Origin of the sequence: Agrilactobacillus yilanensis (assembly GCF_003946725.1) — a bacterium.
In the GTDB taxonomy this organism is placed as follows: domain Bacteria; phylum Bacillota; class Bacilli; order Lactobacillales; family Lactobacillaceae; genus Agrilactobacillus; species Agrilactobacillus yilanensis.
On sequence record NZ_RHOY01000001.1, the window covers coordinates 160,182 to 179,114 of the forward strand.

Consider the following 18,933-nt stretch of genomic DNA (forward strand, 5'->3'; position numbering starts at 1 on the left):
TGCACCTTTACCATCTATATATTCTAAAGAACTACTGCCCAAAATGCAAGAAAAATCGAACTAATGTTCTAATCTTTTTGCTGTAATTTTTTAAATAGCATGAAAAAGCCTGCCATTGCAGCATTTGTTCGAATATCATTTCTCTTGCGTGGGAAATGCCATAATTTAACAACCACAGGTTCATCTTTATAAGCTAACCCGATGTAAACTGTACCCGCAGGTTGACCTTCTAATTCGTCTGGACCTGCAACACCGGTGAACCCTAACCCAATCTCTGCATTTGTCTGCGCACGGCTATGTAACGCCATTGCAGCAGCTGTTGCTTCACTGACAACACCATCTTTATGGAGCTGTGCAGCGTCAATATTTAACATTTTGGCCTTTTGGTCTAACGCATAAGTGACAAAGCCGCCGTCAAAAACGGATGACGCACCGGGGACTTCGGCGATCATACTTTGAAATAAACCACCCGTAAGACTTTCAGCAGCACTAACATGCAGTTTTTTGGCAATCAGCTGATTCACAACTACTTTTTCCAGATTATTCTCATCCCCGTAACCATAAAAATGAGCACCAACCAATGCCTGTACCCGTTGTTCTAAATCATCTAACAACTGATCTGCAGTTTCATTATCCTTGGCTTTTGCTGTTAATCGTAACGTCACTTCATAATCTTTTGCATAAGTTGCTAATGTCGGATTGGTCTGATTAACAATTAAATCATTTAGTTTTGTTGCCAGTAATGATTCGCCAATACCATAAAAGCGGAGTACACGAGAAACTAAAACCTCATCATGATGTGTCATCGCAACCAATCTCGGCCGCAATTCATTTAAAACCATCGGCTTAAACTCACTAGGCGGCCCAGGCAATAGGACGTATGTCGCTTTATTGGCCGTTAAAAGCGCGCCTACAGCCAATCCGTTAGAATTGTTTAAAACTGTAGCGTCTTTAACGTAATAGGCTTGAATGCGATTATTTGGCGTTAATGGCCGCTTGGTCTGTGTGTAAAAATCTTGTAAATGATCTAAAGCCTTTTGGTCAGCCACTAACGTTGTATTCAAATATTTTGCCACAGTTTGTTTTGTCAAATCATCTTCAGTCGGTCCTAAACCGCCAATTGTAATAATTAAATCACTTCGTTTAGTCGCTAAATCCAGCACCTCCGTCAACCGCTGGGGATTATCCCCTACCACCGTTTGATAGTAAGTATCAATCCCAATATCCGCCAACATCCGTGCTAAAAATTGCCCATTCGTATTACTAATTTGACCTAACAATAATTCTGTACCAACCGCAATAATTTCTGCTTTCATAATTACCTCCATAGCATTAAATACGCTAAAATTGTCAAATATTTTGTTTAAAATCAATATTACACCAAAAATAAGAGCGTGAACCAACACGGTTTGATTTTGAGCATAGCCTAGACTAACGCCGTGAGCCATTCTTGCTTACAAGTTAGACGTAGCTAAGCGCAAAAATCAGTCTTTGGGAACGCGTTTCGAAATCAGAGCATGAACTAGAGCAAAAAAGCCTCAAACATCAACCTAAATTTAGACCGGCAGCCCATTTCAAAACAAGAAAAGGCCAAGTCAAAAATTAATTTCAACTCAGCCCTACAGTTATTTAGTTTTATTCATTCGATGAATCTACGAAAACATGACGGTTTTGGATAAAGTAATCCGCACCGGAGTAAATTGTAAAAAACAAACAGATATACAGCATAATTGCCCCAAATGGTATGCTGAGCATTCCAAAGAACACATCATGAAGTAACAAGAAAATAATCGCTAACATTTGTGTTGTTGTTTTAATTTTCCCTGGCATCGCAGCTGCCATAACTGCCCCGTTTTGTTCAACGATCAGTAATCGCAAACCCGTCACTGCCAATTCACGACAAACAATAATTGACACAACCCAGGCTGGTGCAAAGTCTAATTTTACTAAGAAAATAAAAGCAGTCATCACAATCATTTTATCAGCCAATGGATCTGCAAATTTCCCAAAATTTGTAACCAAATGCTGTGCTCTGGCAATTTTACCATCTAAAAGGTCCGTCAATGAAGCTACGATAAAGACAATGGCCGCAATTAGGTGGGTAACTGGTAATGTTGCGCCTAAACCGTTTAATGTACCCCAATCTAACGGTAAAGCCAATAACAAAATAAATACAGGTATTAAGATAATTCTGAAAACAGTTAACTTATTCGGTAAATTCATAGCCTACCATCCCTTGATTAATTATTTGTACTCGATTGAATTTGGAACGTGTAATTTTGTACAACATTAGAAGAGGTTGTTGATGGTAGTTTAACTGAAGTATCGTTAACAGATAACTCTGTCACTGTGGCATTCCCACTCGTCACCATAAAGGACGTAATACCGCTTGGTAAATCAATCGTTTGTGGTGTGCCTGCAGTAACACTGCCTTGCCACGTTGTACTGCCATTAGCAGTGACCGTAATCCAAGTGGAATCACTCGTTGCAGAAACGTTTAACGTATTGCCACTAGAAGGATAATTCGTAATTTGATACGTCTGAGCAGAGGTTGTCCGCGTACCCTTAACTTTGCTGACCTTTAAGTCGTCAGAACTTGATGAAGATTTTTTGCTGCTTGAAGTCGACGTACTGCTGGACTTAGCACTGCTAGAACTCTTACTAGACGCTTTACTTGAAGCCTTTTTGCTAGACGACTTAGAAGTGGACTTCCGTTCATCTGTTACTTTAACAGAAGACGATGTACTCGTCGTTGTTGCGCTTTGATTGCTGCCATTACGATGATTTAAGGCAATTGTATAAATACCAATGATCAACACTAAAACGACCGCAATAATAATAATCTGCGGCAAATAACCACGAATGCGGTCAAAGCGTGAACTCTTTTGTTCATTTAACATTCGAGAATTTTGAGCATTTTTTTCAACGCCACCCTGATTTTCAGTAGACGCTTTTGAATCATTTTCAGTAACATTTTCATCATTCGAATTCGTGTCATCTTTACCTTGATACTCATTTAACAAGGCTTGTCCGTCCAAACCGACTGTTTGCGCATACTGGCGGATAAATGCATTCACATAAAATTTACCAGGAAGTTGATCAAAATTACCTTCTTCAATAGCGGTTAAATAGCGTTTTTGGATCTTTGTGATCTGTTGTAGATCATCAATTGTGTAGCCTTTGTCAATTCTTGCTTGGCGCAGTTTTTGTCCGAGCTCATTCATTTAATTTTCACCTACTAAATTAATATCAAATCGAGTATAACATAGCTTAAAAGTTGTTTACAGAAATGTAAGCATGATTTTCAAAAATATTTCATTTTTTCGGAATAACATGAAAGACGCTCGTATTATTGATTGCAAAATAAGCAGCAGCCAGATCTTTTAATTCCTGGATGGTGGTATTTTGAATAATATCCAGCAAGTTAAACACGCTGCCTTCACCAAAGTCATAATTATTATAAAGATTGGCAATTGCCTCAACCGAATTAAAATGACGTAAGAAAGTCCCGATCCGCTTACGTTTTAAGCGCTCCAAATGAGCCTCATTCAAGTCATCGCTTGTAGCACCACGTTCTAATAAATTCAATAATTTATCAGATAAAACCGTAGGATCCTGAACATCCCCATACAGTAGCCCAAAATTAAAGCCGCGTTCATAGCTAGTTTCATAACCAAAACTGTCATCAATCAAACCTTGTTGGTATAATTCCGCAAAGTTTTTAGAAGAAACCCCAAATAACATTTGAAATAGCAGTTGCAACTGTACTTTTTGCTTCAAACCCGCCAAATTCATTTGTGTATCAAATGGGCCCTTAACGCCAACAAAGGCCTTCGCCATACTAATTGGCATCTCAGTCAAACGGTACAAAATTATATCTTCCGGATTTTGATGGCCTAAATCTGCCCGTTTTGGCAATTCTTGACTTACAAATTGTTTTTTACTCTGATTATCATTAATCCACGTTAACAGCTGTTCCGGATCAATTGGTCCAGAAATAAATAAATTCATATTTTCTGGCGTATAGAACGTATTATAATTTTCGTACAACTGTTCTGCGGTAATATTTTGGATTGAATCCACACTGCCGGCAATATCAAAACGCACCGGATGATTCGGGAATAAATTACCGATGATCCCCATTTCTCCTCGCCAATTAGGATCATCATCATACATCTTAATTTCCTGGGAAATAATGCCTTTTTCTTTTTGAACAGATTGCTCTGAAAAATAAGGGTCCTGCACAAAATCCAATAAAATATCAAGATTCTCATGAACATGATTTGTACTGGCAAACAAACAACTCGTTTTTGTATAGGATGTGAAGGCATTGGCGTCTGCCCCATATTGACCAAAGAGATCAAAAGCATCATGATCTGCCTTTTCAAACATTTTATGCTCTAAAAAATGGGCAATACCCATTGGATAAGTTTTAAAGTCTGTTTGTCCAGCAGGGATAAACGTTTGATCAATGGCCCCGTAATCTGTTGACAGAATTGCAAATGTTTTGTGAAAATCTTTTTTCGGTAAAATGTTAACTTTCAGGCCATTGGCTAAACGTGTACTGTACAGTGTTTCTCCAAGGCCAGTAAATTTAATTTCGGCCATAATTACCCCTCCTTTTCAATAGCATAAATCGCTTGTAACTCGAATGTTGCTGCAGCTGCTTTAACTTGTGCCATTGTGACTTGATCAATGGCAGCTGTAAACTCTGCCACCGACATCATGACTTGCGGTTCTAAGAATTTAAATAAATAACGTAAATTACGGCCAAAAGGGCTGTCTGAGCGCATAGCAAATTGATCTACGAGTAATTTCTTTGCATTTTCAAAAAGCGTTTCATCAAAACTGCCACTTTGCAATAGTTGTAATTCAATGGCAACTTTATCCAAAACTTCTTTTTTCTTATCGCTGTCAATCCCGGTTTGAACGGTCACCGTTCCCGTAAATGTGTCAATCGCACTACTTGCATAATAGGCCAGGCTTGATTTTTCCCGAACATCTAAAAATAGTAATGATTGCGCGGAACCACCAAAGATCGTATTGGCTACTAAATAGGCAAAATAGGCCCCTTGATAATATTTCACCGGTGCTTGATAAATCAAATTCAATTTGCCTTGTGTCACTGGTAAATAATCCGTTGCCACTGCAACTTCAGATGTTAAAGGCTGATTGTAAAACAGCGGTAACTCAGCCGTTGCTCGATCTTGCAATTCCGACCAATCAAATAACTGTTCTAAATCAATAGCTTCAGTATCACCGGTAACTGTTATCAAAATTTGATTTTTTTCTAACATTTCCGTTAAATATTGCCAAAGATTTTCTGCAGTGATTGCTTCTAAATCTTTAATATCCCCCAGACTTGAAATCGCTTGGGCTGAATCCGCACCAAAATAAAGTGCTTTTGTGGCTAACATTGCTGCGTACTGCTTGTCATCCAAGTAAGATTGTATCTTATGCTGCAGATTTAACTTTTCGCGGTCAAAAATAGTGCTGTCAAAAGCTGGTAAATTCGCTGCTTTAGCGGGTTGAAATAGCGATTTTTTGACCAATGCTAAAAGTGCGCCAAAAACATCTTCTTGATCTGGTAAAAACTGTGGTGCCGGACAAATACCGCTAATACTCAAAACTGAAACTTGGCCTTCTGTAAACTGGCCAAACGAAAAATTAGCACCGTAAAGATTCTCTAATTTTGCTGCAATTTGATCCGGTGTCCGATCCGTTTCGTTGCTGTTTTCTAAAATATTAGCTAGTAATGCCCGTCGACTGATATTTTCTCGATGTAGCGGCTCTAAAAAATTGATTGAGAAATTGATTGTCTTAAACTTTTTTGTTTGATCCACTTGCAAATAGATGCCTTGATGGATTTGATCCATATTAAAATGCCTCCAAAATTAGCATTCAGATTCTAAAAATATTATAACTAATTAAGCATATCAAAAAAATCGCTGACTGACAAAGTCTGTATTTGCCCCCAGCGATTTTTTTAGTTGTTATCTTCATTTGTTCGGGGTTTTAAAACCCGCCGTGGTCGGCTACCCTCTGGAGGGCCTACAATACCGTGTGCCTCCATTTCATCCACAATCCGCGCTGCATGATTATAACCGATTCTAAATCGGCGCTGCAGCATGGAAACACTGGCTTTTTGCTGTTGAATAACTAATTCTACAGCTGGCTCATAAAGTTCATCTTCAGGCGCTGCCAATTCAGCATCATCGGTATCTGTTGGCACCATGGTTTCATCATATTGTGCTTCTTGCTGCTTCGATACAAAATCGACCACTGCCTCCACATCTTGTACCGAAATAAACGCCCCTTGAACCCGGGTTGGCTTATTTGTGCCAATCGGTGCATACAGCATATCTCCCCGACCCAGCAGTTTTTCAGCGCCGACGGTATCCAAAATTGTTCTGGAATCAATCCCACTGGATACGGCAAACGCAATTCTTGACGGAATATTTGCTTTAATCAGCCCTGTGATAACGTCTACTGACGGTCGCTGAGTGGCAATAATCATGTGGATACCTGCCGCTCTAGCCATTTGTGCTAGACGGACAATAGCGCCTTCGACTTCATTGCCGGCAACCATCATCAAATCAGATAATTCATCAACGACAATCACAATATATGGCATAAAGACTAATGTTTGTGCTTCATCTTCATCGGTTTCTTTAGCCTGCTGCGCAACCAATTGATTATATTCCGTAATATTACGGACACTATTATCGGCAAACTGCTGATAGCGCCGTTCCATTTCTTTAACAGCCTTATTCAAAGCACCAGCCGCTTTTTTAGCGTCGGTAACGACCGGAATTAACAAATGTGGCACGCCATTATAAACGTTTAATTCCACCATCTTAGGATCCACTAGCATCAAACGCACTTGTTCTGGTGTCGCTTGCATCAATATACTTGTAATAATTGTATTAATTGCTACTGATTTGCCGCTGCCGGTGGAACCGGCAATTAATAAATGCGGCATCTTAGTCAGATCCATTGTAATAATCTCACCCGAAACCGCTTGTCCCAATGGTACTTCCAAAATTTTACCTTCATGTTTAGGCTGGGTTTCAATAACATTTCTAAACGCCACTGGAGCCACAGTTTTGTTTGGCACTTCAATCCCCACATAAGGTTTTCCAGGAATTGGGGCTTCAATTCGAATATCTCGGGCGGCCAAGGCTAATGCCAGATCATCAGCCAAATTCACAATTTTGCTGACCTTGATGCCTACTGCTGGCTGGACTTCATATTTTGTGATGGATGGCCCTAAACTGGCACTTTTAACAGAAACATCTACACCAAATGACGCTAAAGTTGCCTTTAGTTGTTCTTTATTCTTTTTGATAAGTTGATATTCTTCACTTTGATCCACGGTTTCTGCTGGCGTCAATAACGCCGGTGTGGGCAGTTGGTAATTAGAGTTAGTCGGTGCTTTTGCAAAGGTTGCTGCTGTTGCCATAGACTGTACTGGCGCTTTAGAAGTATGAATTTCAAACTCATCCCCACCAGATTCAGCTTCAGTTGTAACTGGAGTGGCGGCTTTTTTAGGCGCCGCCGTTTTCTTCGGTGCTTTTGGCCGTGGTTTGGCTTTAGGATAAGTCTTTGCCGTTTGTGTTAAACGAGATTTAAGCTGTGCCCAGTCAATTCTACCGGTGATCAGCCGACCTAAATTAGTAAATAATTGGCCAATTAGTTTAAAGATCGTCTGTAACGCCTGTATCACGTCTTTAAATGGTATTTGCCATACGATCAACAAACCGCCAATAATCAACAAACTGCTAATCACATAAGTCCCAGTTTGTGAGAGTAGCGGATAGGCCAAACTATACAAAAAAGCCCCTGCCATGCCGCCGCCAACAGATTCTGTCACGGCCATTCTGGCAAAATCTGCACTTATTAAATCTAAAGTAACTTGTGTAAAGTTCGTGTGTACGTTCAAAGCATTAAAATAATAGGCACTAAAAATGAGTAAGACACCTAAATAGACGAGTAATGTCCCGCCTAAATAACGCCAACTAATTTTAGGATTTTTGCCTCTTAATAACAGTTCAACCCCATAAACACCACAAACAACTACTAAAAAATAATACGTATCACCACCAACAAAGCGGAATACATTCGCAAATAGCGCCCCTAAGACGCCCCATTTAAAGAAACTAAATAAAGTCAGTAAGACAAGGATAAAACCGATAATATTATTGGATAAATCTGCCTGCTTTTTCTTAGAACCTTTTTTTGGTGTTGTCCGCTTACGCTGTTGGCTGCTGTTTTTTGTTCTTGCCAATCAAAACACCTCTGTATTTCTTAGTCTACTATTGAATCTAGCAATCATTATAAAGCAATTCAAGCATAACCGATAAAGTTTACGAATTATTAAATAGCCCATAAAAAAAGCGACTCGACAACTAACTCAGTTGCCAGAACCGCTCTATCTACAAAGCATTCTAATAATCTTCATCCTCATCGTCGTCATCACTAGGTGCCGCATGGAAATTCAACTGAACCCCCCGATTTAAAGCAACCGAAGTGATCGAGTAAGTCAAAGTTTCTATGTATTCCACTAATGGTCTTGAGAAGCGTTCTAAGGCTTCTGGATCTAAATCACTGGCATGACCATGAAAATCAATTATTTGGATATAGCGACTGATTAAGCCGGAAACGTGAAACATCTCTTCAGGCGGTGTCACATCAAATGGCACACTGATTTCGAAAAACTGCCCCTGTTCAGCCTGCTTATCCGCCTCACCTTTAGGTACCACCTCTTGTATAGATACCTGAATGTTTTGATTACCTTGAACCTCCGCGCTATCCAGCAAATCATAATGAAAATTTTTCACAATTATCGGAAACTTGTTGCTCTTCATCCCAAAGTACACGCCCCTTCTATGATCTCGAATGAATGCATGTCAACCACACCTGAATAAATTCGGGTGGCGTTTAAAAATTTATTTATTTTAAATGCCTTGCAGCATTAATCATGAGATATGTCATCTGAGTATAACAACATCTTTATCAATTATAAATTAAATCATGCACTTTTGAAATAGTAATTATATTTACTTCAACTTATCGTGATCATAAATATGCTTCTTTTCCAAATTCACGAAGCTTTGTTGACGCAGTGCTTCAAATAAAACAATGGCCGCACTATTCGATAAATTTAAAGCCCGGACTTTATCGGTCATCGGAATTCGAAGACATTTATCCGTATTTTCCCGCATAAAGGTTTCTGGCAGCCCCGTTGTTTCTTTACCGAATAAGAAATAATGATCTTTTGCTGTTTCTGAAAAATCTCGATCTGTATAAATTTCATCAGAGAACTTGGTAATTAAATATAAGTATTTTTTATCTGGTACCGTTGCTAAAAAAGCCTCTAAGTCATCATGATAAACAATATTGACACTGTGCCAATAATCTAAGCCTGCGCGCTTTAAAGATTTGTCGTCCGTTCGAAAGCCTAAGGGATAGATTAAATCTAAAACCGTGTCCGTTGCCGCACACGTTCTTGCAATATTGCCTGTATTTGAAGGCATCAGTGGTTCGAAAAGTACAATATGATTCGTCATGAAGCATTGCTCCTATCTTTCTTTTTAACATGATTATTTAGTAGAAAAATTCAAAAAAATGCAAAAAAAGAAACGTATCGTTTCGGTGACAGACACAGCAAAACGTTACGTTAATAAGACCTTTGATCATAACCTTTTATCAAAATTACTCCTGAGAAAAGCCCATGAAAAAGAACTTGTTAATAATATAACATCTTATGCGCTGTGTTTCAACAACTTATATACAACTTTTTCAGATTTCCGCAATTGCGATCGTTAAATCGACGGTAATTCGCTGCAAACTTGTGACATCAGCCGCTGCGCCAGCCGTCGCCATCCAAGTCAGTGGCGTCATCGCAAACAACGCTTGCGCCAGATCTGGCGTCAAATCAAACGTATAATGCATCTGTTCTAATACAGAATCTGGAAACTGTTGCAAAAAATGTGCTTGTACCGGCTCTGGATCATAGGTTGCATTGGCTCCGGTAGGATATACCAGCTGCCGTAATTCTTGTAAATACGCTGCATTAGGCATTACTTTGATCAATTGACCACCAGGTGCGAGCACCCGTTTGAATTCGCTATAATTTGCAGGTGATAAAATATTCACAATGTCTGTAAACTGATGATCTTTAAATGGCATATGCGCTAAATCGCCTACAAAAAAAGCAACTTTTTCAGCAAAATCAGCGCCTGACACAGCCAAGTTAATTGCTGGTTTAGAAATATCAAATGCAAAATAGTTGGCCGCATGTGCTTGGGCAATGGTCTTAATTTGACTGCCTTCGCCACAGCCAGCATCAATAATTCGATCGCCCTTTAACAGCGTACTGATTCTAGCTAACACCGGTTGAAATAAGCCAGCTTGAATAATTTTTTGTCGCTTTATTAGCATTTCAGTAGTATATTCTGTTTTTACCGGGGCATTTAAAAAGAAAACAGACCCTTTTTTGGAAATATCAAAACTATGTCCATGAACACAAGTTAAAGTAATCCCTTGAATCGAACTGAAATCACTTTGACAAATGGGACACTTTAGTAGATTTAACTGCGTTTGTAAATATCGTGCTATAACTTGACTTTTCTTCACAAAAATACCTCTCAACACCTGATTATGTTACACTGATTCTAATTATACCAAGACAAAGGAAGAAGACAAATGATTCATGCTTACAGTTATGATAATAAACATAAATTGACCAAACGTTCCGCCATCAAGCCTGGAATGTGGCTGAACGTCTTAGACCCCACTTCAGAAGAGATCACCCAACTGCAGACAAAAACGAACGTGCCTCTAGACTATATTTATTATAGTTTAGACCGCGATGAAAGCGCACGGACTGAATATGACGAAGATTATAAAACAACCCTCGTTATCTTTGACGTGCCGCAAATTAAACGTCAAAAAAATCGTAGTTTCACCTATCGGACAACGCCGGTTGGTATTTTGATTAAAGAAGACTACCTCATTACGATCAGTATTACCCGCAAACCCTTCCTAGACTCTTTTTCAGATAATCGCCGTGCTTTGGATATTGAAAATCCCCGTAAAGGTTGCCTACAGATTATCAGTCATATCATCTCAAATTACCAGCGTTATCTAAAAGATATGAACAAAATTAGAGAACAAGTCGAAACAAAACTGCAGAATTCTTTACAAAACGAACAGCTTTATAACTTGATGGGCGTCCAACGCGGCTTAGTTTACTTCTTGCTTTCTTTGCGAACAGATAGTAATGTATTAGAAACATTAAGGCGTGCCCAGACTTTCCCTTTAAATGAAGATGATGATGATTTTTTGGAAGATATTTTAATCGAAAATCATCAAGCCGTGGAAATGGCCCAAATCTCCAATAAAATTATTAATGAAACGACGGACACTTATTCTTCAATCATCAATAATAATATGAACCAAGTGATGAAATTCTTAACAACTTATTCTATTATTTTGACGATTCCCACTTTGGTTTTTTCTTTTTACGGGATGAACGTAGATCTACCGCTTTCCAAATCTCACGCGAGCTGGATTATTACAATTATTATCTCCGTGGGCATTTCCATTGCAATTGCCATTCGTTTTTGGCAAAAAAAATATTTTAAATGAGGTGCTTTATTTATGATAGAAAAACATGTTGACGTTACGATAGACGGTACCGGCTTGACCTCTGAAAATAAAGGCCAGACCATCAAAATTGGTCACGATCCGCAACAAATTTCCCCGACAAAATTGTTTGAAACTTCTGTCGCTGCCTGCACACTAGGTACTTTCCGGGCCATTTTGGAAAATTCTAAAATCCCCTATCAAACTGCCAGCGTCCGCAGCACGATGTTCTTGGAAGAAGATCGGCCGCACAAAATCCGTAAAGTCGCCTTGACCATCACTGTATGCGGCGCTCAAGCTACTGAAGAAAAACTACAGCGTATTTTAAAAATGACTAAAAATAGCTGTACCATCGTCCAATCCATCATGGATAGCATTGAAATTGAAGAAAGCTTAGAAATTAAAGCATAAGTCGTTATAGTTTGGTGATCTGCCTAATCTAGGCTTGTAAACAAAGCTAAATTTTGTTTGCAAAACTAATGTCGCCAAACTTTTTATATACCCAAAATGACGCACTATAATCTGAAAACACAACTCATTTGTTTGAACTAGGGGGCTTTTTTATTGATACCGAATCTACAGCAAGCCGTTAAAAAACTGAAGCTAACCGATCACTTACTAAACGGTGCTATGGGCGTTGAAGTCGAAGAACATCGTCTGCAAAACACTGGCCATCTCAGCACACATCCCTATCCCGAAACTTTTGGCAGTCGTAATTTTCACCCCACGCTGCAGTCTGACTTCGGTGAATCGCAAATGGAACTTATTACCATTCCAAAGCATAATGAAACCCAAGTCTTGAATTATTTAGACACCTTGCAGACCATCGTGCACCAACAGCTGCATCAAGACGAAACAATCTGGCCTATTAGCATGCCGCCGTTTTTATCTACTCAAGATAAAAAATTCATCAGCCAAAATTTCGGCCGACCTTACTTCCAGTCTTATCGAAATTATCTGGAAAAAGTCTATGGCATTGAACAGGAATTAATTACCGGTATCCATATTAATTTCAGCATTCCTGAAGAAATTTTTAAAACTTTGTACCAAGATTTAAATACCGGTCAAGACTATATTGCTTTTAAAAACCAGCTTTATTTTAGAGTTGCTCAAAATATGGCTTTAAACCGCTGGCTCATCACTTATCTGTTTGGTGCCTCCCCTATTTCTGAAAATACCTATTGGCGTCTACCAGAAGATCTAACCACCCCGGTTCGCAGCATCCGCTCCAGTTCTTACGGCTACAGCAACACCCCCGATATTCACATTGACTATCAATCACTACATGGCCAAATTAGTAAAATTGATCAATATGTCGCCAACCAAACCTTCTTCTCCAGCCATGAATTTTATGGTCCTATTCGCGTGAAATCTGCCGAAAAACTGGCTGTTTTAGAAAAAGAAGGCATTCGTTATTTAGAAATGCGCATGTTTGATTTGAATCCATTTGCTAAAGATCTCGTTGGCCTTAAACGGCTACAATTCATCCGTCTGCTGGCAATTTATAGCTTTTGCCAAGAACCACCAAAGGACATGAAAGCCGCTTATGAAGAAGCTAATCAGCTTAACGAAGCCATTGCTTTAGGCCGACCAGACCAAAAACCAGCTTGGCTCTATGATAAAGCGACGGCGCTGTTAACCGCGCTGTCAGAATTTGCGGCTAATCTGAATTTTCCAAAAGTTTACCTTGATGTTCTAGCAGAGATCGAACCGCAAATTAAAACACCCGAACTTACCATTGGTGCAAAAGTTGCCGCTGAAATTAAAGATGGCAGTTTAATTGAATTCGGCCGCAAGCAAGGTCAAAAACACAAATTGGCCTACTTACCAGCCAGCGATCAGCCGTTGCCCTTAACCGATAATTTATCCGAAAATCAGCAATTTTTAGTCCATCAAGCATTAATTCATGGTTTTGACGTAAATTGGGATAAACTTAATGTCTACGTGAAACATGACCAGAAACGTCAAGTTTTTACAAACACAGAACTGCACTCTTTAGCACAGGCGGATCAATGGTTAAAATCTAAATTTGGTACAATTGATCTGAAATAGCCGTTTAATCTTCGTATTTTTCTAAAAAAATCGCAATATTTCTAACTTTTTACAAAATAACATTTGACTTTTAACGATAAATTCGGTAAATTATACAGGGCTTAAAAATACCCTGTATTTTTTATTTAATATTCGGGTTTTGATGAATAGGAGCGGAAATATATGATTAATGAATTGCAAGTTTTTGATTACGAAGATATCCAACTTATCCCTAACAAATGTATTGTTAAAAGTCGATCTGAAGTTAACACAACCGTTGACTTTGGTGGCCGTACCTTCAAGATCCCCGTTGTTCCTGCAAATATGCAGACAATCATTGACGCCCCATTGGCACAATGGTTAGCTGAACATGATTATTTTTATATCATGCACCGTTTCGCACCAGAAACACGGTTAACTTTTGTCAAAAATATGCATGATAAAAACCTCTTTGCTTCAATCAGTGTGGGGGTTAAACCAGAAGAATATACATTTATTAATGATCTGGCAAAAGCACATTTAACACCTGAATTTATCACCATTGATATTGCCCATGGCCATTCTCAAAATGTGATTGATATGATTCAGCACATCAAAAAACAATTACCAGATAGCTTTGTCATTGCTGGTAACGTGGGTACCCCAGAAGGCGTTCGGGAATTAGAAAACGCCGGCGCAGATGCTACAAAAGTCGGCATTGGCCCTGGTAAAGTTTGTATCACTAAAATAAAAACTGGTTTCGGTACTGGCGGTTGGCAACTTGCTGCCCTACGCTGGTGTGCTAAAGCTGCCCGCAAACCAATTATCGCTGACGGTGGTGTTCGGACCCATGGCGATATCGCCAAATCTATCCGTTTTGGGGCTTCCATGGTTATGATCGGTTCATTATTTGCTGGTCATGAAGAAACCCCTGGCCGTCTTGTAGAAAAAGATGGCGAACAATTCAAAGAATATTACGGTTCTGCTTCTGCCTATCAAAAAGGCAGCCATCATAACGTTGAAGGCAAAAAGATTCTGATCCCTTACAAAGGCCCTATTTCTAGAACGTTAAACGAAATGCATGAAGACTTACAATCTTCAATTTCTTATGCCGGCGGCCGGGATATTGACTCTCTAAGAACCGTAGATTACGTTATTGTTAAAAATTCTATTTTTAACGGTGACAGCAACTAAATTCTAATTAAATAAACTGGCCGTCCTAAAATAATTGGACGCTGCCAGTTTTTATTTTCTGTGATACTTACTTTTCATAAGTATTTTTTTATGTTATACTAGATTGACTCATTTTATGACAGACTAGCGATTAATCGCATTTAGAATCAGTGTATTCAAAAATTTGATTAATTGAGGTGTTTTACTACGGCAAAGAAATCTAAGATTGCTAAAGAAAAGAAAATTGAAGCAACAGTTGCAAAATATGCGCAAATCCGTGCTGATCTTAAGGCACAAGGGGATTACGAGGGCTTACAAAAGTTACCTAAAAACGCATCCCCTGTCCGGATTCACCGACGCGATAAAATCGATGGTCGGCCCCACGCCTATATGCGTAAATTTGGCATGTCCCGTTTAAACTTCCGGCAATTAGCCCACAAAGGCCAAATTCCTGGTGTAAAAAAAGCAAGCTGGTAATCCTTTTACAGGCTCTTAATTAGAATTTAAAAAATGACTTTATCCGAGAAATTCTAGGATAAAGTCATTTTTTGTATTGATATATAACTTTAAATTATTCTCTAAAGTATTCTAAACGGTCTATCCACAATGATCGTATAAATAATTCGATCATTAGCGTCAATTTCCAGTGCTAATTTTTTTAAGGGTGACTGAGGATAGATCATTCTTTCTGATTTCAGCTGATTAACGGTACGATACATATAAATATAAGCCTGTTCTGGATAGAAACGTTCAAACTGTCTAACTTGTGGACAGCCCAATTTTGCCATTTGCGGACTAGCAGCTTTGGCAAAAGCTCGATAAAAAATCTTATCCACCATCTGCGCAACCGGGTCTGGTAACTGGCGATACCACTGCCGATAATGATCCACTACATCTACCATACTTTCCTTGTAAGGTCCGGTATTATTTGCTTTTACCATTTATAGACGCCCCTCTCAGCTGAGTTACACACGACTATTTAATAGCTATCATTACATCATCTCTAAAAACAGTGCTTTAACCTATAATCTAATTATACTCAATTATTAAAAAAATATAATATCATAATTAAAGAATTATTCTGATTTATCCTCAGACTCTATTTTTTCGACCACTGGTGCTTCCGGACTGACGGGTTCAGCTTCTTCATATAAACCGGAAATACTTTGAATCCACCGCCACAATCTCGTAACGATAATTTTTAATACCGCATAGCCTGGAATACCTAAAAGGACCCCTAGGAAACCGAATAAATTACCTGCTGTCAGCAACACAATAATTGTTGTAACGGGATGCATCTCTAACTTGCTGCCCATCACTAACGGTGAAATAATCCGGCCTTCAATCGTCTGTTCAATAATAAAGACAATCAAAACTTTGATTAACATCCCCGGTGCCGTGAATGCCGCAATAATTACCGATGGCACCATCGCAATAAAGGAACCTACATATGGAATTAAATTACAAAAACCGGCAACAATCCCTAAAACCAAAGCGTATTTCTGACCAATAATCAAATAACCCGTTGTAAACATTACAAATACCCAAAAAGCCACTGTTAACTGACCTCTAATATACATACTGATTGAATTATTAATTTCAGTTAACATACTTTCCGTTTGCGGCCGAAACCGGACAGGTGCCAGTTTGATCACGTCTGTTTTAAACCGCTGGCCATCTTTTAACATGAAAAATAAAATGAACGGTGCGGTAACCACATTAATGACAATCGTCGTCACTGTACTGACGGCGGAACCGATATTTGAAAAAGTATTCATGAAGTCTTTTTGGAACCAACTGCTCAAGCCAGACATAATTTTAGCTGTCGAATTATTCAGCTGTGATTGAACCGATCGAAATTCCGGTCGATTGGAAATCTCCACTAACCAAGCTTGTAATGCCTTCCAATATTTTGGCCAACCATCTACTAACCCTTGAATTTGCTTTTGCGTTGCGGGCACTAACAAACTAATGCCCAAGACAATTAAGCCGACCAATAAAACAAACAAAACAACAATCGACACTAAGCGTGGGACATGCCACTTCTTCTCAGCCCATAATACAACTGGATTCATTAAGTAAAATAAGACCGCAGCTAAAACAATCGGCGGGGCAATTACTTGAATAAACTGACCAACCGGCGCAAATACAAAATTTACTTTTGTGAATAGCAAAATAATTAACAGGATTAATAAAATATTTAATAATAAAACTGAGAACTTATTATTTAAGACCCATCTAAAAAATACAGAACGCTTTGGTTTTCTTTTATCCACAAGCAAAACTCCTTTGACTAAAACCGATACGTAATTACAGTATTTAAATCAAACGTTGGTACTTCTTGGGCGCTATTCGTTAAATAAATTGCACTTTGCATCTGATCTGCGGCTTCAGGCGTCTTAAAAATCAATGTGGCATGGCCAATACTCGTCAGATTAGACTGAACTAAAGCCCCCACTTTTTGAATCGTAAAATTACTGGCGCCAATTTGAATTTCATCACCAACCGCTAATTTTACCTGTGCCTCTTCAGATTTATCTAAAAATTGTTGAATCACCGCCACTTCTTCTAACGTATCCGTGGCTGTTTCATCAAATAAAATAACCATTGGATCTTTCTTAGAAATTGCATTGGGACCGATCTTAATAATTTTCGCTTTTACTTCCATGAGCAAACTCCTTTTTACTTTCTGATTTTTATTGTATCATATTGCCCGGCCTTCGCTTAGGCTTATGCTATAATGAAAGCCAGAAAGGGGCCTATTTTATGCGTGAAACTTTATATTTAGGCGGTTATACCCGTCGTTTAGGTTTAGGTATTTATAAAACAACTTTAGAAAACGGCCAACTTGCACAACCTGAACTTTTTTTAACCCTTGGTAATCCTACTTATTTCACAATTGATTCAGCCAATCAACGGCTATTTTCAATTATGACCCATGGCCAGCAAGGCGGTGTGGCAGCTTATGATATTTCAGGGGCCACCCCACAGTTAATTAATCAAGTGCTGGCACCAGGGAGCTCTCCGGCTTATATTGCCTACGATGCCAAACGACAGCTGGTGTTTGATGCCAACTATCATAAAGGCCAAGCGAATGCTTATAAAGTCAGTCCAGATGGCGTTTTGACTTTGGTCGATACTGTCAGCCATCACGGCCACGGTCCGAAAAAAGAACAAGCTGCCGCCCACGTGCACTACACAGACTTAACGCCTGATAATCGGCTGGTTACTTGTGATCTAGGCACAGATACTGTCACCCTTTATGATTTTAAAAACTATCAATTCCAAAAATTAACCGACTATCAAACGACACCCGGTTTTGGCCCACGGCATATTATCTTTCACCCCACCGCTCATGTGGCCTACGTCTTAGGTGAATTGGCCAGTGCAGTCACCGTGTTAGATTACGAGCCTTCAAGAGCTACCTTATCACCAGTACAAACAGTTAATTTGCTGCCAGAAGACTATACGGCATTTAACGGCAGTGCGGCGATTCGGTTAAGCCCAGATGGCCGCTTCTTATATGCTTCCAACCGCGGCCACAACTCTTTAGCGGTTTTTGCAATTTCTCAAGGTGGCCGACATCTAAATCTTGTGCAACGGATTAGCACGCAAGGTGACGGTCCTAGAGATTTTAACCTCAATGCCACTGGTGAATTCATTGTGGCTGCTAATCAAAACACTGATAATCTAACGCTCTTTCAGCGAGACAGTAACAGCGGCCGCTTAACGTTATTACAAAAAGATGTGCCTTGTCCAGAAGGAACATGTGTCCAGTTTTATAATTAAGACGCGCTACGAAAGGAACGTGCCCATGCACATTACGAATACCGATACTATCAACCTGCCTCTTGATGACGGCCAAGTGACCCTCACGACGATATTGCCTGTCCCGACCGACACTGCTGTCACCTTGTACTTCGCAGACGCACAGTTACTGAGTATTGATCAGCTGCCCACCGAGACGACAGCAACGCGAGCGCTCATTGTGACGCCTCCGGAAAATCTCGAGGTCGCTTATTTGGCCCGTTATATTGGCGAGCGCGCAACCGAAGCTAAGCTCAAACTGGAGGCTGCGCCCACAGCGCCCCTGCCAGCCAA

General features: G+C 39.4%; 18 protein-coding genes. 6 read left to right on the forward strand and 12 right to left on the reverse strand.

Translation table 11 applies throughout. The annotated features are described in order from the left end of the window. Window positions 1-68 precede the first annotated feature (68 nt). The 9 genes from EKM93_RS00755 to EKM93_RS00795 form a co-directional block, all read right to left on the reverse strand. The gene (locus EKM93_RS00755; RefSeq protein ID WP_125712053.1) at window positions 69-1,316 is read right to left on the reverse strand and encodes a competence/damage-inducible protein A; all 1,248 of its coding nucleotides are present in this window, start codon (window positions 1,314-1,316) and stop codon (window positions 69-71) included. Window positions 1,317-1,635: 319 nt separating this feature from the next. Continuing rightward, on the reverse strand, window positions 1,636-2,223 hold the full coding sequence (pgsA, locus tag EKM93_RS00760) for a CDP-diacylglycerol--glycerol-3-phosphate 3-phosphatidyltransferase (protein ID WP_125712056.1): 588 nt from the start codon (window positions 2,221-2,223) through the stop codon (window positions 1,636-1,638). Window positions 2,224-2,240: 17 nt separating this feature from the next. Then, window positions 2,241-3,224 (reverse strand): helix-turn-helix domain-containing protein, encoded by a 984-nt coding sequence (locus EKM93_RS00765; RefSeq protein WP_125712058.1) that lies wholly within the window; start codon window positions 3,222-3,224, stop codon window positions 2,241-2,243. Between the two features lie 91 nt (window positions 3,225-3,315). Further along, the gene (yfmH, locus tag EKM93_RS00770; RefSeq protein WP_125712060.1) at window positions 3,316-4,608 is read right to left on the reverse strand and encodes an EF-P 5-aminopentanol modification-associated protein YfmH; all 1,293 of its coding nucleotides are present in this window, start codon (window positions 4,606-4,608) and stop codon (window positions 3,316-3,318) included. Window positions 4,609-4,610: 2 nt separating this feature from the next. After that, window positions 4,611-5,876 (reverse strand): EF-P 5-aminopentanol modification-associated protein YfmF, encoded by a 1,266-nt coding sequence (gene yfmF / locus EKM93_RS00775; protein WP_125712062.1) that lies wholly within the window; start codon window positions 5,874-5,876, stop codon window positions 4,611-4,613. Between the two features lie 110 nt (window positions 5,877-5,986). After that, window positions 5,987-8,287, reverse strand: coding sequence for an FtsK/SpoIIIE family DNA translocase (locus EKM93_RS00780; RefSeq protein WP_125712064.1), 2,301 nt, complete (start codon window positions 8,285-8,287; stop codon window positions 5,987-5,989). A gap of 160 nt (window positions 8,288-8,447) precedes the next feature. Further along, window positions 8,448-8,867: a DUF1149 family protein gene (locus tag EKM93_RS00785; RefSeq protein WP_125712066.1), complete on the reverse strand. Its 420-nt coding sequence runs from the start codon at window positions 8,865-8,867 to the stop codon at window positions 8,448-8,450. A 192-nt stretch (window positions 8,868-9,059) separates the two neighbouring features. After that, window positions 9,060-9,569 carry a tRNA (uridine(34)/cytosine(34)/5-carboxymethylaminomethyluridine(34)-2'-O)-methyltransferase TrmL gene (gene trmL, locus EKM93_RS00790; RefSeq protein ID WP_125712068.1) on the reverse strand — a complete coding sequence of 170 codons (510 nt, stop codon included), beginning with the start codon at window positions 9,567-9,569 and terminating at the stop codon, window positions 9,060-9,062. A gap of 232 nt (window positions 9,570-9,801) precedes the next feature. Further along, window positions 9,802-10,638, reverse strand: a complete 837-nt coding sequence (locus tag EKM93_RS00795; protein WP_125712070.1) for a methyltransferase domain-containing protein — start codon at window positions 10,636-10,638, stop codon at window positions 9,802-9,804. Window positions 10,639-10,707: 69 nt separating this feature from the next. Here EKM93_RS00795 and EKM93_RS00800 point away from each other — a divergent pair, with 69 nt between their 5' ends. The 5 genes from EKM93_RS00800 (at window position 10,708) to rpsN (ending at window position 15,309) form a co-directional block, all read left to right on the forward strand. Continuing rightward, window positions 10,708-11,652 (forward strand): magnesium transporter CorA family protein, encoded by a 945-nt coding sequence (locus EKM93_RS00800; RefSeq protein ID WP_125712073.1) that lies wholly within the window; start codon window positions 10,708-10,710, stop codon window positions 11,650-11,652. A gap of 12 nt (window positions 11,653-11,664) precedes the next feature. Beyond that, a complete protein-coding gene (locus EKM93_RS00805; protein ID WP_125712075.1) occupies window positions 11,665-12,060 on the forward strand; it encodes an OsmC family protein in 396 nt (131 codons plus the stop codon). Window positions 12,061-12,213: 153 nt separating this feature from the next. Beyond that, window positions 12,214-13,701: a gamma-glutamylcysteine synthetase gene (locus EKM93_RS00810; protein WP_125712077.1), complete on the forward strand. Its 1,488-nt coding sequence runs from the start codon at window positions 12,214-12,216 to the stop codon at window positions 13,699-13,701. Window positions 13,702-13,863: 162 nt separating this feature from the next. Beyond that, window positions 13,864-14,853 (forward strand): GMP reductase, encoded by a 990-nt coding sequence (gene guaC, locus EKM93_RS00815; RefSeq protein ID WP_125712079.1) that lies wholly within the window; start codon window positions 13,864-13,866, stop codon window positions 14,851-14,853. Window positions 14,854-15,024: 171 nt separating this feature from the next. Further along, entirely contained in the window at window positions 15,025-15,309 is a 285-nt protein-coding gene (gene rpsN, locus EKM93_RS00820; protein ID WP_125712081.1) for a 30S ribosomal protein S14, read from the forward strand. 101 nt (window positions 15,310-15,410) lie between these two features. Here the strand turns inward: rpsN and EKM93_RS00825 are convergent, their stop codons facing one another. The 3 genes from EKM93_RS00825 to EKM93_RS00835 form a co-directional block, all read right to left on the reverse strand. After that, the gene (locus tag EKM93_RS00825; RefSeq protein WP_125712083.1) at window positions 15,411-15,773 is read right to left on the reverse strand and encodes a hypothetical protein; all 363 of its coding nucleotides are present in this window, start codon (window positions 15,771-15,773) and stop codon (window positions 15,411-15,413) included. Window positions 15,774-15,908: 135 nt separating this feature from the next. Continuing rightward, window positions 15,909-17,108, reverse strand: a complete 1,200-nt coding sequence (locus EKM93_RS00830; protein WP_125712085.1) for an AI-2E family transporter — start codon at window positions 17,106-17,108, stop codon at window positions 15,909-15,911. Window positions 17,109-17,125: 17 nt separating this feature from the next. Then, on the reverse strand, window positions 17,126-17,500 hold the full coding sequence (locus EKM93_RS00835; RefSeq protein ID WP_125712087.1) for a PTS glucitol/sorbitol transporter subunit IIA: 375 nt from the start codon (window positions 17,498-17,500) through the stop codon (window positions 17,126-17,128). Between the two features lie 98 nt (window positions 17,501-17,598). Here EKM93_RS00835 and EKM93_RS00840 point away from each other — a divergent pair, with 98 nt between their 5' ends. Next, entirely contained in the window at window positions 17,599-18,621 is a 1,023-nt protein-coding gene (locus EKM93_RS00840; protein ID WP_125712089.1) for a lactonase family protein, read from the forward strand. Window positions 18,622-18,933: the final 312 nt, after the last annotated feature.